Genomic DNA, 25,045 nt, shown 5'->3' on the forward strand with positions numbered 1-25,045 from the left:
ACAGAACAAAATGTCTTTATTGTGCTATAATTAGCGAAGATATAAAAAAGAGTTCTATAACAAGCTAGTTTATCTTTGTACAAACAAAAAACAACAAAGTCATGTCAAATGCACTAACTCATATTTTAAGCAACGAATGTCCTATTTGTCACAAAGGAAAAGTATTTACAGACAAGAATATTTTTCTGAATTTCAGCTTACCAAAAATGAATGAACACTGCAGTCATTGCAATTATAAATTTCAAAAAGAGCCTGGCTATTTCTTTGGAGCTATGTATGTAAACTACGGATTAACAGTTGCTCAGGGAATTGCAACGTATTGCATTGCGCAGTTTTTCTTCGAAAAAAACTTCGATTTAAGAATTCTTCCCATCATTGCTGTGGCAATTACTGTGCTTACGCCTTTTAATCTGAGATTTTCAAGGTTAGCGTGGATTTATATTTTTAAGGATTATACGAAATAAAAAAGTGTTATTTTTGCCTTTCAATTGAAACTAATTTTCAATTCCAAAAAAAAATAAAAAACAAATTAGACAAATGAAAGCATACGTATTTCCAGGTCAGGGCGCACAGTTTACAGGAATGGGCAAAGACTTATATGAAAACTCGGCTTTAGCCAAAGAATTATTCGAAAAAGCTAATGAAATTTTAGGTTTTAGAATCACAGATATTATGTTTGAAGGCACTGCCGAAGAACTAAAAGAAACTAAAGTTACACAACCAGCTGTATTTTTGCACTCTGTTATTTTAGCTAAAACTTTAGAAGATTTCAAACCAGAAATGGTTGCAGGGCACTCATTAGGAGAATTTTCAGCTTTGGTTGCTAACGGAACTTTATCTTTTGAGGACGGATTAAAATTAGTTTCTCAGCGTGCTCTTGCAATGCAAAAAGCTTGCGAAATTACACCATCAACTATGGCTGCGGTTTTAGGTTTAGCTGATAATGTTGTTGAAGAAGTTTGCGCTTCTATCGATGGAGTTGTGGTTGCTGCAAATTACAACTGTCCTGGACAATTAGTTATTTCTGGCGAAACTACTGCTGTTGAAAAAGCTTGTGAAGCAATGAAAGCGGCTGGCGCAAAACGTGCTTTAATATTACCTGTTGGTGGAGCTTTCCACTCTCCAATGATGGAACCAGCAAGAGAAGAATTAGCGGCTGCAATTGAAGCAACTACTTTCTCGACTCCTATTTGCCCAGTGTACCAAAATGTAACTGCAAATGCAGTTTCTGATGCAAATGAAATTAAAAAGAACTTAATCATTCAATTGACTGCTCCGGTAAAATGGACACAATCTGTGCAACAAATGATCGCTGACGGCGCTACTTTGTTTACTGAAGTTGGCCCAGGAAAAGTTTTGGCTGGCTTGATTAATAAAATTGATAAAGAAGCGGTTACTGCTAATGCGTAATTTGTGTTCAGTATTCAGTTTTTAGTGATCAGTTGAAAACCATACATATAAAAAGCTCTGAAAAATAAATTTTTCAGAGCTTTTTGTCATTTCGACGAAGGAGAAATCTTCGCAAGAAACTCTACATAGAAAATCCGCAACTTTGTCGAGCTACTAGCGAAGATTTCTCCTTCGTCGAAATGACATACTAAAATGAAAAATTAAAAAACACATATTTTTAAATTCATTTTATGAAACTTTCTTTTCCTTCTTCTTATAATTCACAATAAAAACGCCAAGAATAATAAGCACAGTAGCAATAATAAAATCGATTGTGATTACTTCATCTAAAAGCAACCAACCCAGAAAAACTGCAATTATAGTATTGATATAAGCCAAAATAGAAACCTGAACTGCAGTAACATGTTTCAAAGCATAACTATAAGAGAAAAAAGCAATTACAGATCCAAAAATCGATAAATACAAAGCTGCAAAAATACTTCTTGAACTCCATGAACTCAAATCTGGATTTGGCGAAAAAATAGAAGCTAAAACCAATTGAATGCAAGAGGCAGAAGTAAATTGATAAAACAAGTTAAGCACAATATTGTTTGATTTATTGGCGTGTGTTTTGGTATAAATTGTTCCAATAGCCCAAGCTAAAATTGCAAATCCCATGAACATCATTCCGGTTCTGTAATCAGCATCTAAAAATGATCCAAGTCCGTCTTTGAAAATAAAGACAACTCCTGAAAACCCAATTAATACTCCAATAAAACCTTTGAAGCTCATTTTTTGCAATCCAACTAAAATGCTTCCAAGAAATATTAATATTGGAGATAAAGCACTTATTACAGAAGCTAATCCGCTTGGAAGAGTCTTTTCAGCAATTGTTGTAAATCCATTTGCAATTACAATCATTAAAATCGAAGGAATGAGCTGTTGTTTGAAATTCTTCCAGCCAATCCACTTCAGTTCTTTTTTAAACAATAAAATCGTCATCATGATCAATCCTGCCAATCCTTGACGAATAGAGGTTACAAACCATGGCGGAATCGTTTCAACCGCAACACGAATACCTAAAAAGGTAGTTCCCCATACGATTCCAACAGCTGCAAGAGCAAAAATTAATTTATAATCTAAACTTTGTTTCATAAAAGTTAAATGCCATTAAAAAAAGATCCCAAATTATAGTATTATAATTTGGGATCTTAAAATTTATAATTTTAATCAAAGGAATTAGATATTCCTCACTTTCTGTTCCCATTTCCAGGCGCTTGCCATTGCTTCGTCTAAACTTAGTTCAGCCTTCCAGCCCAAGACATTATTTGCCTTATCGGTATTTGCATAAGCTTCTGTAATATCACCTTCACGACGTGGTTTAATTGCGTATGGCAGTTTTTTATCGCTTACTTTCTCAAAACTATGAATGACTTCAAGTACAGAACTTCCTTTTCCAGTTCCTAAATTGAATGTTTCTACTTTTGCTAAATTCTTTTTGTTCAATAAACGCTTTAAGGCAATAACGTGCGCTTTTGCTAAATCGACAACGTGAATATAATCACGAATTGCAGTTCCGTCTGGCGTTGGATAATCATTTCCAAAAACAGACAATTCCTGACGCAATCCTGCTCCAGTTTGTGTAATAAAAGGCACTAAATTTTGAGGAACTCCAAGTGGCAACTCTCCAATTTCAGTTGAAGAATGCGCGCCTACCGGATTAAAATAACGCAATAAAATCGCGCTGATATTAGTTACTTTAGTTGTATCTGTAATAATTTCTTCACCAATTTGCTTTGTGTTTCCGTAAGGAGACATTGCAGTTTGAACCGGAGCATCTTCTGTAATTGGCATTTTTTCGGCTTGACCGTAAACCGTACAAGACGAACTAAAAATAAAACTTGCCTCAGGTTTTTGCTGCAATTCCTGTAAAAGATAAACTAAACTGCTAATGTTATTTTCGTAATATAATAATGGCTGTTCAACACTTTCACCAACTGCTTTTGAAGCCGCAAAATGAATAACCCCAGTAACATCATCATGTTTTTTAAAGAAATCCCGAACGGCACTTTTCTCTCTTAAATCAATTTTTTCGAATAAAGGCGTTTTTCCTGTTATTGCTGTAATTCCTTTTAAAACATCTTCTGAAGAATTCGAAAGATTATCAATGATCACAACTTCGAAGCCTTCATTTTGCAATTCGACTACCGTGTGAGATCCAATAAATCCGAGTCCTCCCGTTACTAATACTTTCATTTTGTGGTTGTTTTTTTATGTAGTTAATTTATAAGCTTGTCTTGCGATAAGAATCCATTTGCTTTTTTGTTTTTGCCAAACAAGCATTATTCCTATTTTAATGTCTTTATCGACGCCACCATCTTTAGTATGAGCTGCAAGTACATGTCTGACAATCGCAACATCATTTTGAATTGTGATGGTTTGGTCTTGAAAATCTATTGTTACGAAATCAGATTTTCCGCTAACGATTCCCTCGATAAATTCTGCCTGATTTTGGAAATTTCCGTTTGAGTGTACGTAATTTAACTTATCCGAAGTCAATGCTTTCAATTTCGTTCCATCAGCATCAATCATCGCTTGGCGCAAAATCTCAACTTGGCTGTTTACCTCATTCTCTTCTTTAGAATTTGTTTTTTGGGCAAAAACCGAAAACTGCACCAAAATCATCAAAATTAAAAGACCGCTTCTTCTCATATTTATTTGTTTAGAAATTCTAAAACCGAATCAGTAATAAATTTAATTTGCTCGTCATCAAGTTCTGTGTGCATTGGCAACGCAATAACTTCTTGAACTAATTGATTTGTTACCGGAAACTGCTCTTCTTTGTAACGAGAATCAACATAAGCTTTTTGAGAGTGCAACGGAATTGGATAATAAATCGCACATGGAATTCCTTTATCCAACAAATGTTGCATTAAAGCATTTCTGTCTGCATCAATGATTCTCAATACATATTGATGAAAAACGTGATCATTTTCATTTGCATCAAAATCTGGCGTAATGATATGTGCATTTCCTGCAAAAGCTGCATTGTATTTTGTTGCCGCTAAACGACGTGCTTTGTTATATTCATCAAGCAAAGGCAGTTTTGCATTCAAAACTCCAGCCTGAATACTGTCTAAACGTGAATTCACTCCCACAACATCATGGTGGTAACGCTCATACATTCCGTGATTTACAATTCCGCGGATAATGTGTGCCAATTTATCATCATTTGTGAAAATTGCTCCACCATCGCCATAACATCCTAAATTTTTTGAAGGAAAAAATGAAGTTGCCGCAACGTGTCCAATAGTTCCAACTTTAGTTTTTGAACCAGATTTAGAAATATAATCAGCACCAATTGCTTGAGCATTATCTTCAATTACATATAAATTATGAGCTGCAGCAATTTCCATTATCGCGTCCATATTTGCAGCGCGGCCAAATAAATGTACTGGAACAATTGCTTTAGTTTTTGGCGTAATTGCTTTTTTAATTGCCTCGATATCAATGTTCATATTTGTCATATCAACATCAACCAAAACTGGAGTTAATTGCAATAAAGCGATAACCTCAACAGTAGCTGCAAAAGTAAAATCGGCAGTAATTACTTCATCGCCAGGTTTTAAATCCAATCCCATCATTGCAATCTGCAAAGCATCAGTTCCATTCGCGCACGGAATTACGTGTTTGGCTCCTAAATAATCTTCAAGATTCTTTTGAAACTGATGAACCAATGGTCCGTTTATATAAGTATTTGTATCTAAAACTTCCTGAATTGAAGCATCAACGGTAGATTTTATTTTTTCATATTGACTCTTTAAGTCAACCATTTGTATTTTTTTCATTTTGAATAACATTTAAAATAAAGATCCTGATTTGTAAACCAAATCTTTAAAAGGAGCAACAAAAATAGTTATTTAATACCTGCAAACCAATGAAAATAATCGAAAGAAATGTAATTTAGCCACAAAAATAAACAGATGCTTTTTTTATACAATTTAGTTATTTCTATTGCGGGGTTTTTTCTGAAAATAGTGGCGCTCTTTAGTCCGAAAATTAAGCTTTTTGTAGAAGGCCGAAAAAATGTATTTTCAATTTTAGAAGAAAAAATAAAACCTGAAGATCGCACAATCTGGTTTCACTCAGCCTCACTCGGCGAATATGAACAAGGTCTTCCGGTTATTGAAAAAATCAAAGGGAAGTATCCAACGCACAAAATCATTGTAACCTTTTTTTCACCATCTGGATACGAAGTGCGTAAAAATAATACAGTCGCAGATATCACTATTTACCTGCCTTTAGACAGCAAAAGCAATGCAAAAAAGTTTCTAAAATTAGCACATCCCGAATTAGCGTTTTTTATTAAATATGAATTTTGGCTGAACTATTTAAAAGAATTAGAAAAAAGCAAAACTCCAACCTATTTGATTTCTGGAATCTTTAGAGACAATCAAATGTTTTTTAAATGGTATGGCGGTTTTTACAGAAAAGCGCTAAAAGCTTTTACTTACTTTTTTGTTCAGAATGAAAGTTCAAAAGAAAAAATTGAAGCAATCGGATTTAAAAATGTTTCTGTTTCTGGAGATACACGTTTTGATCGTGTTGCTGCCATTTTAGAGAGAGACAATACCGTAGATTTTATTGAAAAATTCAAAAACAACACGCCAACAATAGTTATAGGAAGCTCATGGCCAAAAGACGAAGTTTTATTAGCCGAATACATTAATCAGGCACCAGAAACCGTTAAATTCATCATTGCGCCGCACAATATTAAAGAAGATCAAATTTCGAGTTTAAAATCTCAAATTTCAAAATCAACTGTATTATTTTCCGAAAAAGACAACGCAACAGATCTTTCAAATTACAATGTCTTTATTATTGATACCGTTGGATTGTTGACCAAAATATACAGTTACGGAACAATAGCGTATGTTGGCGGCGGTTTTGGAAATCCTGGAATTCATAACATTTTAGAACCAGCGACTTTCGGAATCCCAATCTTAATTGGCCCAAATTACGCTAATTTTGCCGAAGCAATTTCTCTAGTAGAATTAGGCGGATGCATTTCTATTACGAATGAAAATGAACTAAAAAGCTATTTTGACCGCTTGCTTGGAGACCAAAATTATTTTGAAGAAAAAAGCAAAATATGCAAAGACTTTATTCAAAATAATAAAGGAGCCACAAATTCTATTATGAAAATTGTTTCAGAAACTATTTAAGAAAGAACTTATACCTTATTTAAAGCTTGCATAAGATTATTACAATTCAAAAAAAGCACTTTTACGAATGAATTTCAACTAAAAGAATTGAAGAATATTTGCTAAAAAACAAAATAAACCGCAAGCAAGAGAAGAGAAAACATTGTTTTTCATGATGAATATGCAATGAAAAATAATTTCTACAATAAATACAATAATATAATATTTTTTTACTATTTTGGCATGTTTTTTGATAACTAAGATAATCGTGAGCGACGAAAATATTTTAAAAAAAAAGTGAAAAAATATTTTACATATTAAAAAATTTATATCTTTGCCACGAATTAATAATTAACCTTTTATAATAAAGTAAGATGAAAAAAGTATTTTTAAGTTTAGCTGTTGTTGCTGTATTAACTGTTGTATCTTGTAAAAAAGCTGACGCTGCTGCTGAAGCTGCTCCTGTAGATTCTGCTGCTGTTGCTGTTGATTCAGCTGCTGCTGTTGTTGATTCTGCTGCTGCAACTGTTGATTCTGCTGCTGCTAAAGTTGATTCTGCTGCTGCTAAAGTAGAAGAAGTAAAAAAATAATTAGAACCTAAGTTCTAAAAATTTTAAAACCATCATTGCGATGGTTTTTTTTATGCCCAACTTAAAAATTTAAGTTTAAAGCAAAAAAAGTGCTCACCATGGTGAGCACTTTTTTTTATATCATCATCAATCCAATTCCTCCTCCTCAACAACTTCATCTTCAAAAATTGAATCATTTGATGAGAAGTCCAAAATTTCCGACTTCACTGCATAAGTAATAATCTCCTTTATTCCTTTCTGCAAAAGCAATTCTGTACTGTATTTTCGGCTTGTAGCAAAATGAACCTCCCCAAGCATCAATTTAAAAAAATACTTCCCCCCAGAGCCTTTAAATTTCAAAAACTTTGCAAGCTCAATATTTGCTTTAAACTTCTCAATATCCTCTTCACACTCAAATCGCAATTCATAACTCAAACTCGTAAAAATAACCTTTCCCTTTCGAGAAGTAAACGTAAATTTATATTCATCATTAAATCGCCTGCTGATTACAAATGCACCCATTTAGAAATTTTAGATTTTAGATTATTAATTTCGGATTGTTGATTTTGGATTTTTGGATTTCAAACCCTTAAAACCTTAGCACCTTAGAACCTCAGCGCCTTTTTTTAAGTTTACACAATAAAAAAAGCCTCTTCAAAAGAAGAGGCTTTAGTACTCAGAGCGGGACTTGAACCCGCACGAACATTGCTGTTCACTGGATTTTAAGTCCAGCGTGTCTACCAATTTCACCATCCGAGCATTGTATGGTTTTTGAGCGAAAAACGGGGCTCGAACCCGCGACCTCGACCTTGGCAAGGTCGCGCTCTACCAACTGAGCTATTTTCGCATTTCAAATTCTGTTTAAGAACTCGCAACACTTGATTTGTTTCGTATTGCGAGTGCAAATTTAGGACATTTATTCAATTACACAAGCGTTTTCTGAAAAAATATTTTGCTTATTTTATAACTTTCTGATAACCTAAACTTTAAACTTGAAAATTTTTTATTTTATTTTTTGACCAACATTCGTTTAATCTCATTCAGCTTCATCAAAGCTTCAACCGGTGTTATAGCATTTATATCAAGCCCTAAAATCTCTTCTTTTATTTCTTCCAATAAAGGATCATCCAAATTAAAGAAACTCATTTGCATTTCATCGTTGGCGGCTTTTATTCCGTTTAAAGCATCACTCGAATGATTTTTTTCTAATTTCTTTAAAAGCTTTTGCGCTTTTGAAATCACAAGCTGAGGCATTCCGGCCATTTTAGCCACATGGATCCCGAAACTATGTGCGCTTCCCCCTTTAACCAATTTACGAACAAACAGAACAGTGTCTTTTAATTCTTTTACCACCACATTGAAATTCTGGATTCTAGGAAGCGATTCGGTCATTTCATTTAATTCATGATAATGCGTTGCAAACAAAGTCTTCGCTTTTGAAGGATGCTCATGTAAAAACTCGGCAATAGCCCAAGCAATCGAGATTCCATCATATGTACTGGTTCCTCTTCCAATTTCATCCAACAAAACCAAACTTCTGTCTGAAATATTATTCAAAATAGAAGCAGTTTCATTCATTTCGACCATAAACGTAGATTCTCCCATCGAGATATTATCAGAAGCACCTACTCTCGTAAAAATCTTATCTACAATTCCCATTCTAACGCTGTCAGCAGGAACAAAACTTCCCATTTGCGCTAATAACACAATTAAAGCGGTCTGTCTCAGAATCGCCGACTTACCCGACATATTCGGTCCGGTAATCATGATAATCTGCTGTGCTTCTCTATCCAAATAAACATCATTCGAAATATATGGCGTACCAACCGGCAATTGCTTTTCAATTACTGGGTGCCTTCCTTCTTTGATTTCTAATTCAAATGTGTCATCAATTTCTGGGCAAACATATTTGTTTTCGATAGCCAATTGCGTGAAAGAACACAAACAATCTAACTGCGCAACCAAATTAGCATTCATTTGGACTGGCTTAATATAAGTCGAAATCCAAGCTACTAATTGCTCAAAAAGATCCGTTTCGATTTTATAAATTCGTTCTTCTGCTCCTAAAATCTTCGTTTCATATTCTTTTAATTCTTCGGTAATATAACGTTCTGCATTTACTAAAGTTTGTTTACGAATCCATTCTTCAGGAACTTTGTCTTTATGCGTATTTCGAACTTCGATATAATATCCAAAAACATTATTGAAAGATATTTTCAAGGAAGAAATCCCAGTACGCTCTGACTCTCTTCTTTCAATTCCTTCTAAATATTCTTTTCCAGAAGTTGAAATTGCACGCAGCTCATCCAATTCTTCACTTATACCGCTTGCAATCGCATTTCCTTTTGCAATAGCAACCGGAGCATCCTGATTTAATGTTAATTTTATCTTTTCTCTTAACAAATCACAGGCATGAAGACTGTCTCCAATAATTTTTACTGCTTCTTGCGGACTTTGAAGCGCTAGTGTTTTGATTGGAATAATCGCATCTAGAGATTCTTTCAAATAAACAATTTCACGAGGCGAAACTTTTCCGGCAGCAATCTTAGAAATCAAACGCTCTAAATCAGAAATTTGCTTAATTTGATACTGAATATTGTGCAATACTTCAGGATTTGATTTCAAATATGAAACTACATCGTGGCGTCCTTTTATTTTATTGCTGTCTTTTAGCGGCAACGCCAACCATCGTTTCAATAATCGCCCGCCCATTGGCGAAAGCGTTCTGTCGATTACATCTAAAAGCGTAACAGCATTTGGATTATAGCTGTGATATAATTCTAAATTTCTGATTGTAAAACGATCCATCCAAACATAGGCATCCTCTGCAATACGCTGAATTGCCGTAATATGCTGTACACGATTATGCTGCGTTTCAGACAAGTAATACAAAATTGCTCCAGAAGCAATAATTCCCTCTTTTAATTCTTCAACTCCAAAACCTTTTAAAGAAACCGTCTGAAAATGTTTTGTAAGTGTTTCTAATGCATAATCTTCTTTGTAAATCCAATCTTCTAGATAAAAGTTATGAAAATCATCTCCAAAAGCAGTTTTAAAATCACCTTTATTTGCTTTTGGAACCAAAACCTCACTCGGGTTAAAATTCTGCAAAAGCTTATCGATATATTCGGCATTCCCTTGAGCCGTTAAAAACTCACCTGTCGAAACATCTAAAAAAGAAATTCCGATATTTTTATTAGCAAAATAAACTGATGCTAAAAAGTTGTTTGATTTAGATTGTAAAACCTCGTCATTTAAAGAAACTCCCGGAGTTACTAGTTCCGTAACACCACGCTTTACTATAGTTTTAGTCATTTTAGGATCTTCAAGCTGATCGCAAATTGCAACACGAAGCCCGGCTTTAACCAATTTTGGCAAATACGTATTAATAGAGTGATGTGGAAAACCAGCCAAAGCGGTCTCGGTATCTGAACCGGCACCTCTTTTAGTCAATGTTATTCCAAGAATTTTAGAAGCTCTGATGGCGTCTTCTCCAAATGTTTCATAAAAATCCCCTACTCTGAAAAGCAGACATGCATCAGGATATTTTCTCTTGATTTCGTTGTACTGTTTCATTAAAGGTGTTTCTTTCACCACTTTTTCTTTAGCTGCCAAATCGATATGTTTTAAATGAAAATTAAGACAGCGAATTTATAATTTTTTAGCGGCATATTGAAGTCTTCAAAAATTAAAATATTTTAAGAAATTTTTAAGTGGACATTTAAGAATTTTACATAGATTTGTTTCATCATTTAAAACAAAGACTATAAAAATGAAAAAAATAATTTTATTTGTTATGCTTGCTGTAGCTGGAGTTACAGCTGCTAACGCGCAATCTGCTAAAAAAGGAGCTGCTAAAGTTGCTAAAGTAGAAGGAGCAGGAATGCTTTTTGAAACAGAAACTATTGATTACGGAACAATTGCTCACAATGCTGATGGAAAACGTGAATTCGTTTTTGTTAACAACGGAACAAAACCATTAATCATTACAAACACGCAAGGTTCTTGCGGATGTACAGTTCCAACTACACCAAAAGAGCCAATCGCTCCAGGTGCTAAAGGAATTATTGGAGTAAAATATGCTACTGACAGAGTTGGTGCATTTACAAAAACTGTAACGGTAACTTCTAATGCTGAAGGACAACCAACAAAAGTACTTACTATTAAAGGTACAGTTTTACCAGATCCAGTAAAAAGCTAATCTGAAAATAAAACAAAATAAAATAATTGAAAAAGCTTCCTTATCTTTGGAAGCTTTTTTTATGACCTGAATACAACACAAATGAGAAAACTTGAAAATAGCGAATTAGACCGCAAATCGATTGAAGATTTTAAAAAATCAGACAAAACTCCTTTAATTTTAGTTTTGGATGATATTCGTAGTTTGCACAACATTGGTTCTGTTTTTAGAACCGCCGACGCTTTTTTGATCGAAAAAATCATTTTATGTGGTATTACTGCTACGCCACCAAACAAAGAAATTCATAAAACCGCTCTTGGCGCTACCGAAACTGTTGCGTGGGAACATCATGAAAATGTTTTGGAAGTTATTGAAAATCTAAAAAAAGAAAATGTTCTCACTCTTGCTATAGAACAAGTTGAAAGCGCTATTTTTCTACAGGATTTTAAAGTTGAGAAAAATCAGAAATATGCTTTAGTTTTTGGAAACGAAGTTTATGGCGTTGCTCAGGAAGCTGTAGCTATTTGCGACGGCTGTATCGAAATTCCGCAATTAGGAACCAAGCACTCGCTAAACATTGCTGTAAGTGCAGGAATTGTGGTTTGGGATTTGTTTCAGAAATTGAACTGGCCAACAAAATAATAAATACTATTTTTCTCTAAAAAATTGTGATTTTATAACAGCTTTAAGGCTTTAGTTGTTAGAAATTGAAAATTCTTTTTTTATTATTATAAAAGTGATATTTTTATAAAATGAAAAATGCCAATTTCCTTATAACTCTTATCTTTCTTTTTGTTTTATGTTTTAGTCAATCTCATGCAAATGAAAAGATTACACTTTTTAATTATTCATTTGTCGAAAAAGCAAATGACACTGTAAAATCAGTTAAAACAAAAAAAACAGTTGCAATTGCGCCACCAGTAATTAAAGCAACAGGAGATCAGTTATATTGCCCTCAAAACACTATAAACATTGTAACCGATTTCAGCATTACGCATGACCCAGCTGAAACAGGAACTAAGGGTGTTTATATTCAAATTTCGTCAGGTTATTCAAGCGGCTTGGATCAGCTTGCACTTTCAAATCCAGCGGCACATCTTAATTTAACTACAAGCTGGGATTCAACAGCAGGGAAATTAAGCATAACAAGTTCAACTGGAACCGATGTTTTATATTCTGATTTAGTTGATGCTGTAAAAGATGTAGTTTTCACAAATTCTTTTGCTTCTGCAAGCGGGACAAGAACCTTTTCAATAACGATTGGTAATGCCAATTATCTGCCTTCAACACAGCATTTTTACCTATTTGTTCCAAGTATCGGAATTACATGGACTTCGGCACGAGATGCTGCAGCAGCTAGTACTTATTATGGATTAAAAGGATATTTGGCCACCATTTTATCTGCAGATGAAGCAAAATTAATTGGTGAGCAAGCATCAGGAACAGGATGGATTGGCGGAAGCGACGCAGAAACCGAAGGTGTTTGGAAATGGGTTACAGGTCCTGAAACTGGTACTATTTTTTGGAATGGAGCAGCAAATGGCTCAACGCCTAATTATGCCTTTTGGAATACAGGTGAACCAAATCAGCAGGGAGATGAAGATTATGCACATATTACGCAGCCAGGAGTAGGAATTAGAGGTTCGTGGAATGATTTATCAAATACTGGATCTTTAATTCCGGGAGACAATTATCAACCAAAAGGCTATGTTGTTGAATATGGTGGATCAGCTGGAGAATCGCCATTAGAAATCGCCGCCAGTACTAAAATTACAATTCCAGAAGCAACGGTATTAACTCCAAATCCAATTTGTGATTCGGGAAGCTTTACCTTGACCGCAACAGCAACGAATGGAGCAACAATAAGCTGGTATACGCAGGCGAATGGAGGAACAGCAGTTGCCACAGGAAACTCATATGCTACACCAATAATAAGTACGACGACAACATATTACGTAGATACTGGTTGCAATGCCAACAGAAAATCGGTTACAGCAGTTGTCAATAAAACTCCAAATACGCCAACTGTCGCTTCTGCAAATGTTTCGCGATGCGGACCAGGAAGTGTAACACTGCAAGCTTCTAGTGATGTTGGACTTATTAATTGGTACACAACTTCATCTGGAGGAACTAGTGTTTTTACCGGAAATACTTTTGACACACCTGCAATCACATCTTCTACTGTTTATTATGCTGAAGCTTCAAACAATGGATGCTTAAACTCAACACGTACTCCTGTAAATATTAAAATATACACACCTCCTGTAGTTACAGATGAAACTGTTGTTTTATGTCAATTTAAAACAGCAACCCTAGATGCAGGAATAGCTGGAATGACTTATTTATGGTCAAACGGAGCCACATCTCAAACTATTGAAGTGAATACCGCAGGAACTTATACAGTCGATGTAACAAGTCCAGCACCAGAAAGTTGTACTAGCAGAAAGACAGTCATCGTTGAAGAGCATGAAATTCCGCAAATCGATCGAATTGATGTTGAAGGAACAAGAGCTATAATTTATCTTAAAAAAGAACAATCATACTTTGAATATTCTGTTGACGGTTCAAACTTCCAAGATTCAAATATTTTTTATGATGTCCCAGGTGGCTTGCAAACTGCTTATGTCAGAGAAAAAGGAGGCTGTGGAGGCACCGCCAAAAACTTCGTTGTATTGGTTTTTCCTACTTTTTTCACTCCAAACAACGACACTTATAATGATGTTTGGGAAGTAACTGGAATGGAAAATTATCCGCAAGCACAAGTCACCATTTTTGATCGCTACGGAAAATTAATAGCACAATTATCTGCTTCAAGAATGAGCTGGGACGGAACTTTTAATCAATCTCCACTGCCTGCTTCAGACTATTGGTATGCTTTAAAAATTGACAATAATCATCCTATTTTGAGAGGACATTTTTCACTAAAAAGATAAAAACTTATTCTAGCTGAAATCTCATTTTCAATGTTTTCCAAGGCAGTTTTCAATTAAAAAATGTATTTTTAAATATGAAAACTAAATTCTCTTGCATTTACACTTTGGCAATTGTATTACTGTGTTGTAATATATTCTTTGCGTTTAAAAGTGCGCCTTTACCTAAACGAGAATTTAAAAAGACAAAAAAACTCCTAACTGCTTCTTCAGTGATTACTGCTGTTGGCAATCAAGTTTACTGTCCGCAAAGCAGCATAAAAATTGTAACCGATGCAACAATTAATTCCACAGAAGAAATTACCGCCGTTTACATTCAGATTTCTTCTGGATATGTAAATGGCGAAGATGCCTTAACTTTTCCAAATACAAATCCTAATTTAACCTCAAGCTGGAATCCAGATTCAGGAACACTTACTATTTCGCGTACTAATAACAGCACAACAGTTTTTGAATTTATAGCAGCGATAAAAACAGTTGAATTTAGAAATAGTAATCCTGTTCCAACTGGAATCAGAAATTTCTCTATAAGTTTAGGACAGGCCAATTATCTGCCTTCTTCAAAACATTATTATCAGTTTGTTTCCAGTCCCGGAATTTCTTGGGGCCAAGCAAAAAGAGCTGCTGCGGCAAGCAATTATTTTGGTTTACAAGGTTACCTAGTAACTATTACAACTCTAGACGAAGCAATATTTGTTGGAGAACAACTTTCAGGTACCGGTTGGATTGGCGGCAGTGACGCCAGAAAAGAACCCTATTGGATATGGGAAACAGGTCCAGAAGAAGGAACTCAATTTTGGTACGGACGTCAAAGTGGCTCCACCACGACTTTTGCTTATTGGAACAATTTTAAGGAACCTGATAACGGCGGCGAAATTAGGCTGATTGGTGTTGAAGATTATGCCTACATCGCACCTCCCGGAGATGGACAAAAAGGAAGATGGAATGATACCTCGCTTTATGGAAGCAGTGATCCTACAAATGTAAATTATCCTAGAGGATATATTGTAGAATATGGAGGAATGCCTGGCGATGTTTATCCACAAATAAGTGCGAGCACTTCATTGACGATGCTGTCAATTACCGAAACAAAAGCTCCAGATATCTGCGGATCTGGAACAACTGTTTTGGAAGCTAAAAGTTCAGCGGGAACCATAAATTGGTATGCTGATGAAACGACAACTACTGCAATAGCAACTGGCTCCAATTACACAACTCCGATTTTAAATGCTAATAAAACATACTTCGTTGCTGCAGAATATCAGGGCTGTTCCACAAAACGAACTGCAGTAGAAGTACGAGTAAATATTGTCCCTGAAGTAACTTCGGTTTCAGCTCCCGATCCGGTTTGCGGTTCTGGAATCTTTTTTTTAGAAGCGACTGTTTCTGCGGGCGAGGCAAATTGGTATGATTCCAAAACAGGTGGTTCGGTTTTAGGAACTGGAGCTTTATTTGTTACGCCAAACATTTCTGCAAATACCATTTATTATGCCGAAGCCAATAATAATGAATGCCGTTCATTGGCACGAACTCCTGTAGAAATCAAAATCTATCCTCTTCCAGAAGTTCAAAATCAAGAAGTGGTTTTGTGTGCGCCAAATTCGGTTACACTTGATGCGGGAATCAATAATATGAGTTATTTATGGTCAACTGGAGAAACAACCCAGAAAATTACAGTTTCGCAATTAGGAACCTATTTTGTCGATGTTACTGCTCCAACTGCAGGAAACTGCTCCAACAGAAAAACAATAAAAGTAATAGAACTTCCTGCGCCTGAAATTCAAAAAATTGATGTAGATAATAGAACCGTAACTATTGTTTTAAATAATCCAGAAAGCTATTTTGAATATTCAATTGACGGAATAAATTTTCAGAATACTAATGTTTTTCATGATGCTCCTGGCGGATCGCAAACGGCATATGCTCGAGAAAAAAGTGGCTGTAAAACGGCTTCAAAAAGTTTTGTTGTGCTCCTTTTCCCTGCATTTTTCACTCCCAATAATGATTCTTATAATGACGTCTGGGAAGTAACCGGAATAGAAAATTATCCAGAAGCACAAATTACAATTTTTGACCGCTACGGAAAATTTATTGCACAATTAGACGCATCAAAAAAATATTGGGACGGCACCATCAATAAAGTACCTTTACCCGCATCTGATTATTGGTATGCTTTAAAAATCGACAATGAGCAGCCAGTTATAAGAGGGCATTTTACATTAAAAAGATAAAAATGGATATTGAAATAATTCGCGAAATCTGTCACAAATTAACGGGAACAACTGAAGATATAAAATGGGGTCATGATCTCGTATTTTCTGTTGGTTCAAAAATGTATTGTGTTGTTGGTCTTGACCAAAATCCAACTTCAGCTTCTTTTAAAGTTTTAGATGAAGAATTTGAAGAAATAAGCAACAAACCAGGATTTAAACCAGCTCCTTATGTCGCAAAATACAAATGGGTTTTGATCGATGATATTACACGAATGAAAAAATCGGAATGGGAAAAATACATTCAGCAGTCGTATAATCTTGTTCAGGAAAAATTATCAGCCAAACTGAGAAAACAACTCGGAATACTATAATTAGATTAATGTGTCAATTAGAGAATTAGGAAATGCTCTCGAAACCGCATAAAAAATTATCTAATTTTCTAATTGGCATATTCCATAATTGAGATATTACCCTATTTTTTTCTTGATTTCATTCAAAATAAAAAGATAATCTTCGTGTCTTTTTACAAAATCGCGATCTGAAACATCAATAACCAAAACATTCAAATCGGTTTGTGATTTTATGTAATCCAAATAACCATTATTGATTTTTTCCAGATAAGATGCTTCTATATTTTGTTCGTAACTACGGCCGCGCTTTTTGATATTTTGAAGAAGGCGTTCGGTATTTTGATACAAGTAAATGTACAAATCCGGTTTTGGCATTTCTTTATAAATAATATCAAATAAGTTTCGGTACAAGCGATATTCATCTTCTCCAAGTGTTATTTTAGAGAAAATTAAAGATTTAAAAATATGATAATCAGCGACAATAAAATCTTTAAACAAATCAAATTGTTTTAAATCATCTGATAATTGTTGATAGCGATCTGCCAAAAAAGACATTTCCAGCGGAAAAGCATATCGGTTTTGATCTTTATAAAACTTTGGCAAAAACGGATTATCTGCAAATCCTTCTAAAACAGTTTTGGCATTAAAATCTTCTGCAATTTTATGAACTAATGTGGTTTTTCCGGCTCCAATATTTCCTTCAAAAGCAATATAATTGAAGTTTTCAAGGGCAATTTCCTGCAACGGACTTTTTAATTTTTTGACAGCCGTGCAAACACTATCGTCCGGAGAAATTGCAATTAATTCGGGAATCGTTTTTTGAAGAACTGGATGTTTCCAATCTAATTTTAAATCTTGAAACGGCAACAACACAAATTTTCGGTTTTGCATGTGCGGATGCGGAATCTGAAGTTTTTCAGTTTCTATAATTTCATCATCAAAAGCAATTAAATCGACATCAATAATTCGTGATTGATAGCCTTCTTGATTGGATCGGATTCGTCCTAATTTTTTTTCGACTTTTAAAACCTGATTCAATATTTTTTGTGCCGATGAAGTGCTGTGCAGAAGAAGCGCACAATTATAAAATGCATCACTTTCAAATCCCCAAGCGGGAGTTTCATATAGTTTTGAAACCCTGATAACAGTTCCCACTTCCTGATGTATTAAAGCAATACAACTTTCAATATTTGCTAACCTGTTTCCTTGATTACTTCCTAAAGATAAAACGACTTGATGCTGTGACTTCATAATTAATGCAAAGTAACTAAAACTATTTTAGAATTGAATAGATTATTTGGCGAGTTTAAAAATGTAAAATCTACAAATATTTCATAAATCGTATAATAGAATTAAACCGTATTTAGATATATTTGTAACAAAGGATTCCTTGTTGCTACTTATTAAAAAAATATACATTATGAAGTTTTTAGGAAATGTAATTGCCACAGTGATTGGTATTTTTGTATTTATCATGTTATTCTTTTTCGGAGTAATCCTTATTGGAGCTATTTTTGGAGGAGATGATGCGGTTTCCGTAAAAAAAGATTCGGTTATCGAACTGAATTTAAAAGACATTAAAAATGACTATGCCGGAAAATATAAAGATCCTTGGGTAACTGTTTTTTCAGAACAAAAAGGAATTGGTTTGACAGATGTCATCAACGCAATTGAAGCGGCAAAAACAGACGATAAAATCAAAGGAATTTCGATTTTAAATGATGAATCCTCTTTAGGACTTGCTCAATATAAAGATTTAAGAAACGCTCTTGAAAGCTTTAAAAAATCAGGAAAATTTGTTTGGGCTTACGCCAATACTTATTCGCAAAAAGAATATTATTTAAATTCTGTTGCAAACACCGTTTACTTGAATCCGGCGGGCGATTTAGATTTTAAAGGTCTATCATCTGAAGTAATGTTTTTTAAAGATTTCCAAGACAAATCAGGTATTCATATGGAAGTAATTCGTCATGGAAAATACAAAAGTGCGGTCGAGCCATTTTTAGAAAATAAAATGAGCGATGCCAACAGGGAGCAAATTACTGCTTTATTAAATTCTCTTTGGGCAACTGTTTCTGCTGATATTTCAAAAAGCCGAAATATTCCGCTTCCTAGATTGAATGAAATAGCAAATGGCTTACTGGCAAGAACGCCAGAAATGGCAAAAGCCAATGGTTTAGTTGATATTATTGCTTATGAAGATGTGTATCACGATGCAATCAAAAAAGCATTAAAAGTAACTGGAGATGACGATTACAATAAAATTTCGATTGAAGATTATACACAAAATAATGTAACTACTGCGCTGACCAATACAGCAACAGATCAAATCGCGATTATTTACGCTCAAGGCGAAATTGAAAGCGGTGAAGGAGACGTAAATGTTATTGGCGAAGGTTCCATGCGACGCGCGTTGCAAGAAGCTCGTAAAGATGATGATGTAAAAGCAATTGTTTTAAGAATTGACAGCCCAGGTGGAAGTGCTTTGACTTCAGATTTGATTTGGAGAGAAATCGAAATAACTAAAAAAGTAAAACCAGTAGTGGTTTCAATGGGTAATTATGCAGCGTCTGGAGGTTATTATATTGCTTGCAACGCCAATAAAATTTTTGCTGAAAACAATACGATTACAGGTTCTATAGGCGTTTTTGGAGTATTGCCAAATTTTAGCCCATTAGCTAATAAATTAGGAATCAATACAGAACAAGTTAAAACACACGAAAACTCTGCAAATTATAGTCCGTTTGTTCCTGTTGACGAAAAGTTCAAAGCTTTTACTTTAGAAGGCGTTGAACATATTTACAACACTTTTGTAACACACGTTGCTCAAGGACGAAAAATGACATTTGCTCAAGTTGATTCCATTGCCCAAGGAAGAGTTTGGTCTGGAACTGAAGCTCTTAAAATTGGTTTAGTTGACAAAATTGGAGGTTTGAATGATGCTATTGCTGAAGCTGCTAAAATGGCTAAAGTAACAACTTATAGCACTCAGAATTATCCTGAATACGAAAAAACATTAGGAGATATTTTTTCAAAAATGCCTTTCGCTCAATCTAAAGAAGCTTTCATAAAAGAAGAAATTGGCGAAGAAAACTATTTGCTGATCGAACAGGTTAAAAAGCTTCAAAAACAAAAAGGAGTTCAAGCGATTATGCCTTTTGGAATCAACATTAAATAACAATCTGAAAATGAAAAAGCTATTTTTGTTTTTGACTGTTTTATTCGTTTCGGCTGTAAATGCTCAAAACACGAAACAGGATACTTTTAAAGAAACAAATGTTACTTTAAAAATCAATATTGATGCACTTTACGGCACGCTAACCGTTCCTGATGTTACGAAAAGATGTCCGGTAGCTTTAATTATTGCAGGTTCAGGACCAACAGACAGAAACGGAAATAATTCGATGATGAAAAACAATTCGCTGAAATTACTTGCAGAAGCGCTGGCAAAAAACGGAATTGCTTCATTGCGCTATGACAAAAGAGGAATTGGCGAAAGCAAAAAAGCGATGTCAGATGAATCTACTTTAGTTTTTGAAAATTATACCGAAGATGCCAAAAGCTGGATTAATTTTTTGAAACAAGACAAACGCTTTTCTCAATTAATCGTTATTGGTCACAGTGAAGGTTCATTAATTGGAATGGTTGCCGGCGCAAAAGCTAACAAATTTATTTCGATTGCAGGTGCGGGTGAATCGGCTGATAAACTTTTGAAAGAGCAGATTTCCTCGAAATCAAACAAACAAATTGAAGAAATGACTTTCCCAATTATTGACAGTTTGAAAAGCGGCAATAAAGTAAAAAAAGTTGATCCAATTTTAAATTCGCTTTTCAGGCCAAGCGTCCAGCCGTATTTGATTTCTTGGTTTAAATACGATCCGCAAAACGAAATAAAAAAATTAACGGTTCCTATTTTAATCCTTCAAGGCAATAAGGATTTACAAGTAAGCGTTTCAGATGCTGAAAATTTATCGAAAGCCAGCAAGAATTCGCAATTGGCAATTGTGGACAAAATGAATCATGTTCTAAAAATTATTGACGGCGATAACAAAGCAAATTTTGAAAGCTACAACAATGAAACGCTTCCTATTTCTGAGGAGTTGATAAACAAAATTGTTGCTTTCATCAAAAAATAATAACATTAAAAAGTAAATCCGTTTGAAAAATTTCAAACGGATTTTTTTTGTTTTAAAATTAATACAATTCTTACATTTTTAAGAAAACTTTATCGCCAAACTGTGGCAAAAAAAGTTATTTTTGCAATACCTGATTTTAAGTAAACCCTCAAATCTATAAATATGTTAAAGAAAATTTTAAAAGTAACCGCCATTGTTATTGTGGTTTTTGTGGCCGCATTATTTGCCATTCCCTACTTCTTTAAGGACCAAATCAAAGCAAAAATAGCAGACGCAATCAATGAAAGTGTTGATGCCAAAGTGAGTTTTGCTGACGCCGATTTAAGCTTATTCAGAAACTTTCCGAATGCTGCGGTTGGAATCGAAAAATTGGTCATTATCAACAAAGCACCATTTGAAGGCGATACTTTAGTTTCATTGGGACAATTGAACCTGAAAATGAGCATTAAAGAGCTTTTTAAAGGAAAAGACGAACCTTTAAGCATTGAAGGAATTACTTCTGAAAATGGTTTGATCAATATTATTTTCAACAAAGACGGCGTTGGAAACTTTGATATTGCTTTAAAAGACAAAAAAGAAGAAAAGAAAGACGACAACAGCAAACCACTGTCGTTAAAAATTCAAAATTATAAAATAGAAAATTTCACCTTCAGATATATTGACCAAGGATCTAAAATCAAAATGGTAATTGACAGCTTGAATCACGAAGGAACTGGAGATTTCACCAATTCAAAATTAGATTTAACTACAAAATCTACTGCAAAAGTATCCTTGGATATGGATAAAATCAATTACATGAAAAATGTAAAACTGACTTTAGACGCTGTTTTAGGAATTGATCTTGAAAAGAGCAAATATACTTTTAAAGAAAATAAAGCTTTAATCAACCAATTGCCTTTAGAGTTTGACGGATTCATTCAGATGGCGGACAAAGCTCAGATTTATGATTTAAAATTCAAAACGCCAACATCTTCGTTTACAAACTTCTTAGGTTTAATTCCTTCAGCTTATGCAGCAGGTTTAGAAGGTGTAAAAACAACTGGAGATTTTACCGTTTCCGGTTTTGCAAAAGGAGAATTGACAGATACAACGGTTCCAAAATTTAATATTGCTATTGCATCAAACAACGGTTCATTTCAATATCCGAACTTGCCTAAATCGGTTCAGAATATCGTAATCGATACAAAAATCATCAACGAAACAGGAATTCTAAATGATACCTACGTAAATTTAGACAAACTTACTTTCAGAATTGATCAAGATGTTTTTAGCGCTAAAGCGAATATTAAAAATATTACTGTCAATCCTATTATTGACGCGGCTTTAAAAGGAACGATCAATTTGGCTAATCTTTCAAAAGCCTATCCTATTAAAATGGACAAACCGCTTGCTGGTATTTTAAAAGCGGATGTTACTACGAATTTTGATATGGCTTCTGTTGAAAAAAGTCAGTATCAAAACATAAAAAATGCGGGTACAATGAGTTTGTCAGGATTTAAATATACTGATGAAAACAATAAATCGATGAACATCAGCATTGCGCAAGTTGAATTTAATCCGAGTAAAATTAACTTGAAACAATTTAATGCTACTACAGGAAAAAGTGATATTGCCATCAACGGAATTTTAGAAAACTTCTATGGTTTCATGTTCAAAAAACAGGAATTAAGAGGAAACTTCAATATGAGCTCAAATCAATTAGCGGTTGATGATTTTATGACGACCGGCGAACCTGCAAAAGAAGAAACAAAAACAGCAGCGAAACCAGCTGAGGCAATGAAAATTCCAGCTTTCTTAAATTGTACTTTAAATGCAAAAGCAACAACTGTTTTATACGACAATTTAAAACTAAAAGATGTTTCTGGAAAATTGATTATTAAAGATGAAAAAGCGATTTTAGAAAACTTCAAAACATCTATTTTTGGAGGAACAATCGGTTTGACGGGAGCTGTTTCGACTAAAGAAAAAGTTCCGACTTTTGATATGAATTTAGGTTTCAATCAAGTTGATATTGCGCAGACTTTTACGCAACTTGAAATGATGAAAAAAATTGCTCCAATTGCAGGAATCATCAATGGAAAATTAAATTCGACTATAAAATTAAATGGAAATTTGGATGCAAATGAATTGACGCCAGATCTAAAATCTATTTCTGGAGATTTGCTTGGCCAATTGCTTTCAAGTACTATTAATGCCAAAAACTCGACGTTATTAAATGCACTTGGTTCAAACATTAAATTTATTGATATGAACAAGGTGAATTTAAATGATATTAAAGCGGCTTTGACTTTTGAAAACGGAAAAGTGAACGTAAAACCATTTGACATTAAATACCAAGATATTAAAGTAACTGTTGGCGGAACTCACGGTTTTGATCAAACAATGAATTATAATTTAAAATTTGACGTTCCGGCTAAATATTTAGGTAGCGAAGCAAATGCTTTTATTGCTAAGATGTCTCCTGCCGATGCTGCAAAACTGGAAAACATTCCGATCAACGCTATGATTACGGGTAATTTTTCTAATCCAAAAATCAGCACGGATATGAAAGCAGCTGTTAGCAATTTGGCATCTCAAGTGGCAAGTCAGCAAAAAGAAAAATTAACACAGAAAGGTACTGCTGCTTTAACTGATTTAATCAACAAAAACACAAAAGCAAAAGATACAACGCAAGCGGCAAAAACCGAAAAAGAGCAAAAAACTCAAGAAGTAACTAAAAAAGCAAGCGACTTGCTGAATGGGTTGTTTAAGAAGAAAAACTAATGAAAATAATTCTTAGAAAAAAAGCTGTCCTTTTGGGATAGCTTTTTTTTTGTCATTTCGACCGAAGGGAGAAATCACACTAGAATCTCGACAAAGATTGGCGATAAGCCTTGAGGAATTTCTAGTGTGATTTCTCCCTTCGGTCGAAATGACATTACTTTGTAAATATTAGATATCTTATTTCTTTAAAATCGAATTTATGATTTGTATATAATCAGGAATTCCATTTGTGTTGGTATCAACACCAATACTGTTATTTCCGTATGGTTCGTATTTTTTCATATTTGCTCCTGAAAACAAACCAACGGTTGGTACTTTTGAAGCGCTAGCCAAATGCATAATACCGCTGTCCGCACCAATAAAAACAGCAGAATTTGCCATTACTGAACCTATTTCGCGTACATCTTTGCTGTAAAATGAAGGTGCTTGAAAATTTATTTGAGAAACATTTTCAACAGGCAAAATTTCAAAAACATTATATTCAGGTTCGTATTCCTTTTTCAAAGCGGCGTAAAATGCTTCCCACCATTCTACCTGATAACATTTTTCTCCGGTTGCAAAAGTAAATATGGCAATCGATTTTTTATTTTCATCGACAATTCCGTTCAAAATTGTTTTTCCCTTTGCAATTTCATCAGCAGATAATTTTAGATCAATAAGTGCAACTGGCTCTTTTTTATCTTCAACACCAAATTGGCTCAAAGCATATCTAAAATTATAAACGGGGTATTTTGCAATATGATCGTAATCATCAGGAACTTTTACATTTTCTGGAAGGTCTCCAAAAATTTTGAATTTTGCACTTGAAAACTTTACCGCCAAACGTCCCGATGACGAATTCTGATCGACATTGATTACAACATCATAGTTTTGTTTTTTAATCAATGTCCACACTTTCAAATATTTGATTAATTCGTTGAAAGGCTTTTTAGGCAAGCTTATTATTTTATCGATGCTTTTGTAGTTTTCAAAAACAATTGGAGCTAGTCCGCCTTTAACAAATAAATCAATTTTACAATTAGGAAATGTTTCTGTGACTTCCTGAATGAGTGGCGAAATTAAAAGCAAGTTTCCAAGTCTTTTATTGGGTCTGGAAATAAGCACTTTTTTGATTTCGTTTTTGTCAATTTGCCCGCTCTTCTGCATATCAGAACGGCCAATATTTTTGGTTAAACTACGCATTATATTGCGCCTGAATCCGTTAACCTTTTTTAAGTTACTCATTCATTTTTGTTTTTAGAATTAAAAAAGTTTTTACTTTATTTAATTTGAAAGTGGTATTAAACAAATCAAATATAAGTTAAATATTCC

Annotated in this window: 20 protein-coding genes and 2 tRNA genes; 12 read left to right on the top strand and 10 right to left on the bottom strand. The window is 34.2% G+C overall.

Translation table 11 applies throughout. From position 1 onward, the window contains the following. The first annotated feature begins 101 nt into the window (after positions 1-101). A complete protein-coding gene (locus tag FND99_RS16435; protein ID WP_144339024.1) occupies positions 102-464 on the top strand; it encodes a DUF983 domain-containing protein in 363 nt (120 codons plus the stop codon). A gap of 73 nt (positions 465-537) precedes the next feature. After that, positions 538-1,410, top strand: coding sequence for an ACP S-malonyltransferase (fabD, locus tag FND99_RS16440; RefSeq protein WP_144339025.1), 873 nt, complete (start codon positions 538-540; stop codon positions 1,408-1,410). A gap of 228 nt (positions 1,411-1,638) precedes the next feature. On the opposite strand, the gene FND99_RS16445 is transcribed toward fabD, so the two are convergent. The 4 genes from FND99_RS16445 to FND99_RS16460 all read right to left on the bottom strand — a co-directional run bounded on the left by FND99_RS16445 (position 1,639) and on the right by FND99_RS16460 (position 5,237). Further along, positions 1,639-2,544: a DMT family transporter gene (locus FND99_RS16445; RefSeq protein ID WP_144339026.1), complete on the bottom strand. Its 906-nt coding sequence runs from the start codon at positions 2,542-2,544 to the stop codon at positions 1,639-1,641. 84 nt (positions 2,545-2,628) lie between these two features. Next, entirely contained in the window at positions 2,629-3,645 is a 1,017-nt protein-coding gene (gene galE / locus FND99_RS16450) for a UDP-glucose 4-epimerase GalE (protein ID WP_144339027.1), read from the bottom strand. A gap of 15 nt (positions 3,646-3,660) precedes the next feature. Further along, positions 3,661-4,101 carry a nuclear transport factor 2 family protein gene (locus FND99_RS16455; protein WP_144339028.1) on the bottom strand — a complete coding sequence of 147 codons (441 nt, stop codon included), beginning with the start codon at positions 4,099-4,101 and terminating at the stop codon, positions 3,661-3,663. 2 nt (positions 4,102-4,103) lie between these two features. After that, the gene (locus FND99_RS16460) at positions 4,104-5,237 is read right to left on the bottom strand and encodes a DegT/DnrJ/EryC1/StrS family aminotransferase (RefSeq protein WP_144339029.1); all 1,134 of its coding nucleotides are present in this window, start codon (positions 5,235-5,237) and stop codon (positions 4,104-4,106) included. 135 nt (positions 5,238-5,372) lie between these two features. Here FND99_RS16460 and FND99_RS16465 point away from each other — a divergent pair, with 135 nt between their 5' ends. Both FND99_RS16465 and FND99_RS16470 read left to right on the top strand, forming a co-directional pair. Continuing rightward, a complete protein-coding gene (locus tag FND99_RS16465) occupies positions 5,373-6,614 on the top strand; it encodes a 3-deoxy-D-manno-octulosonic acid transferase (RefSeq protein WP_144339030.1) in 1,242 nt (413 codons plus the stop codon). A gap of 353 nt (positions 6,615-6,967) precedes the next feature. Further along, complete coding sequence (locus FND99_RS16470) at positions 6,968-7,183, top strand: PG1828 family lipoprotein (RefSeq protein WP_133526350.1); 216 nt, start codon at positions 6,968-6,970, stop codon at positions 7,181-7,183. 126 nt (positions 7,184-7,309) lie between these two features. Here FND99_RS16470 and FND99_RS16475 read toward each other — a convergent pair whose 3' ends face one another. From FND99_RS16475 to mutS, 4 genes are all read right to left on the bottom strand, one after another. Then, entirely contained in the window at positions 7,310-7,684 is a 375-nt protein-coding gene (locus tag FND99_RS16475) for a DUF1508 domain-containing protein (protein ID WP_144339031.1), read from the bottom strand. Positions 7,685-7,835: 151 nt separating this feature from the next. Continuing rightward, positions 7,836-7,921, bottom strand: a tRNA-Leu gene (locus FND99_RS16480). Between the two features lie 15 nt (positions 7,922-7,936). Beyond that, positions 7,937-8,009: transfer RNA gene (locus FND99_RS16485), tRNA-Gly, on the bottom strand. A gap of 161 nt (positions 8,010-8,170) precedes the next feature. Next, on the bottom strand, positions 8,171-10,777 hold the full coding sequence (mutS, locus tag FND99_RS16490) for a DNA mismatch repair protein MutS (protein ID WP_162615566.1): 2,607 nt from the start codon (positions 10,775-10,777) through the stop codon (positions 8,171-8,173). A 157-nt stretch (positions 10,778-10,934) separates the two neighbouring features. Between mutS and FND99_RS16495 the strand changes: the two genes are divergently transcribed. From FND99_RS16495 to FND99_RS16515, 5 genes are all read left to right on the top strand, one after another. Beyond that, positions 10,935-11,363 carry a DUF1573 domain-containing protein gene (locus FND99_RS16495; RefSeq protein ID WP_144339032.1) on the top strand — a complete coding sequence of 143 codons (429 nt, stop codon included), beginning with the start codon at positions 10,935-10,937 and terminating at the stop codon, positions 11,361-11,363. An 81-nt stretch (positions 11,364-11,444) separates the two neighbouring features. Continuing rightward, complete coding sequence (locus FND99_RS16500) at positions 11,445-11,984, top strand: RNA methyltransferase (RefSeq protein ID WP_144339033.1); 540 nt, start codon at positions 11,445-11,447, stop codon at positions 11,982-11,984. Between the two features lie 110 nt (positions 11,985-12,094). Next, on the top strand, positions 12,095-14,275 hold the full coding sequence (locus FND99_RS16505; protein ID WP_144339034.1) for an Ig-like domain-containing protein: 2,181 nt from the start codon (positions 12,095-12,097) through the stop codon (positions 14,273-14,275). Between the two features lie 74 nt (positions 14,276-14,349). Further along, entirely contained in the window at positions 14,350-16,503 is a 2,154-nt protein-coding gene (locus FND99_RS16510; protein ID WP_144339035.1) for a T9SS type B sorting domain-containing protein, read from the top strand. A 2-nt stretch (positions 16,504-16,505) separates the two neighbouring features. Then, positions 16,506-16,856 (top strand): MmcQ/YjbR family DNA-binding protein, encoded by a 351-nt coding sequence (locus FND99_RS16515; protein ID WP_144339036.1) that lies wholly within the window; start codon positions 16,506-16,508, stop codon positions 16,854-16,856. Between the two features lie 96 nt (positions 16,857-16,952). On the opposite strand, the gene folK is transcribed toward FND99_RS16515, so the two are convergent. Next, on the bottom strand, positions 16,953-18,086 hold the full coding sequence (gene folK / locus FND99_RS16520; RefSeq protein WP_144339037.1) for a 2-amino-4-hydroxy-6-hydroxymethyldihydropteridine diphosphokinase: 1,134 nt from the start codon (positions 18,084-18,086) through the stop codon (positions 16,953-16,955). 169 nt (positions 18,087-18,255) lie between these two features. Between folK and sppA the strand changes: the two genes are divergently transcribed. The 3 genes from sppA to FND99_RS16535 all read left to right on the top strand — a co-directional run bounded on the left by sppA (position 18,256) and on the right by FND99_RS16535 (position 23,734). Next, entirely contained in the window at positions 18,256-20,013 is a 1,758-nt protein-coding gene (gene sppA, locus FND99_RS16525) for a signal peptide peptidase SppA (protein WP_144339038.1), read from the top strand. 10 nt (positions 20,014-20,023) lie between these two features. Then, positions 20,024-20,971: an alpha/beta hydrolase gene (locus tag FND99_RS16530; RefSeq protein ID WP_144339039.1), complete on the top strand. Its 948-nt coding sequence runs from the start codon at positions 20,024-20,026 to the stop codon at positions 20,969-20,971. Positions 20,972-21,133: 162 nt separating this feature from the next. After that, positions 21,134-23,734, top strand: a complete 2,601-nt coding sequence (locus FND99_RS16535; protein ID WP_144339040.1) for an AsmA-like C-terminal region-containing protein — start codon at positions 21,134-21,136, stop codon at positions 23,732-23,734. A 177-nt stretch (positions 23,735-23,911) separates the two neighbouring features. On the opposite strand, the gene FND99_RS16540 is transcribed toward FND99_RS16535, so the two are convergent. Next, positions 23,912-24,958, bottom strand: a complete 1,047-nt coding sequence (locus FND99_RS16540) for a glycosyltransferase family 9 protein (protein WP_144339041.1) — start codon at positions 24,956-24,958, stop codon at positions 23,912-23,914. Positions 24,959-25,045: the final 87 nt, after the last annotated feature.

Origin of the sequence: Flavobacterium daemonense (genome assembly GCF_007341385.1) — a bacterium.
Classification (GTDB): domain Bacteria; phylum Bacteroidota; class Bacteroidia; order Flavobacteriales; family Flavobacteriaceae; genus Flavobacterium; species Flavobacterium daemonense.

What these genes read in the sequence shown, in the direction of transcription:
- folK (WP_144339037.1), bottom strand. Translation starts at nt 18,086, where the DNA reads ATGAAGTCACAGCATCAAGTCGTTTTATCTTTAGGAAGTAATCAAGGA.
- FND99_RS16455 (WP_144339028.1), bottom strand. Translation starts at nt 4,101, where the DNA reads ATGAGAAGAAGCGGTCTTTTAATTTTGATGATTTTGGTGCAGTTTTCG.
- FND99_RS16540 (WP_144339041.1), bottom strand. Translation starts at nt 24,958, where the DNA reads ATGAGTAACTTAAAAAAGGTTAACGGATTCAGGCGCAATATAATGCGT.
- FND99_RS16500 (WP_144339033.1), top strand. Translation starts at nt 11,445, where the DNA reads ATGAGAAAACTTGAAAATAGCGAATTAGACCGCAAATCGATTGAAGAT.
- FND99_RS16435 (WP_144339024.1), top strand. Translation starts at nt 102, where the DNA reads ATGTCAAATGCACTAACTCATATTTTAAGCAACGAATGTCCTATTTGT.
- galE (WP_144339027.1), bottom strand. Translation starts at nt 3,645, where the DNA reads ATGAAAGTATTAGTAACGGGAGGACTCGGATTTATTGGATCTCACACG.
- sppA (WP_144339038.1), top strand. Translation starts at nt 18,256, where the DNA reads ATGAAGTTTTTAGGAAATGTAATTGCCACAGTGATTGGTATTTTTGTA.
- fabD (WP_144339025.1), top strand. Translation starts at nt 538, where the DNA reads ATGAAAGCATACGTATTTCCAGGTCAGGGCGCACAGTTTACAGGAATG.
- FND99_RS16460 (WP_144339029.1), bottom strand. Translation starts at nt 5,237, where the DNA reads ATGAAAAAAATACAAATGGTTGACTTAAAGAGTCAATATGAAAAAATA.
- FND99_RS16530 (WP_144339039.1), top strand. Translation starts at nt 20,024, where the DNA reads ATGAAAAAGCTATTTTTGTTTTTGACTGTTTTATTCGTTTCGGCTGTA.
- FND99_RS16495 (WP_144339032.1), top strand. Translation starts at nt 10,935, where the DNA reads ATGAAAAAAATAATTTTATTTGTTATGCTTGCTGTAGCTGGAGTTACA.
- FND99_RS16445 (WP_144339026.1), bottom strand. Translation starts at nt 2,544, where the DNA reads ATGAAACAAAGTTTAGATTATAAATTAATTTTTGCTCTTGCAGCTGTT.
- FND99_RS16475 (WP_144339031.1), bottom strand. Translation starts at nt 7,684, where the DNA reads ATGGGTGCATTTGTAATCAGCAGGCGATTTAATGATGAATATAAATTT.
- FND99_RS16505 (WP_144339034.1), top strand. Translation starts at nt 12,095, where the DNA reads ATGAAAAATGCCAATTTCCTTATAACTCTTATCTTTCTTTTTGTTTTA.
- FND99_RS16470 (WP_133526350.1), top strand. Translation starts at nt 6,968, where the DNA reads ATGAAAAAAGTATTTTTAAGTTTAGCTGTTGTTGCTGTATTAACTGTT.
- FND99_RS16510 (WP_144339035.1), top strand. Translation starts at nt 14,350, where the DNA reads ATGAAAACTAAATTCTCTTGCATTTACACTTTGGCAATTGTATTACTG.
- FND99_RS16515 (WP_144339036.1), top strand. Translation starts at nt 16,506, where the DNA reads ATGGATATTGAAATAATTCGCGAAATCTGTCACAAATTAACGGGAACA.
- FND99_RS16535 (WP_144339040.1), top strand. Translation starts at nt 21,134, where the DNA reads ATGTTAAAGAAAATTTTAAAAGTAACCGCCATTGTTATTGTGGTTTTT.
- FND99_RS16465 (WP_144339030.1), top strand. Translation starts at nt 5,373, where the DNA reads ATGCTTTTTTTATACAATTTAGTTATTTCTATTGCGGGGTTTTTTCTG.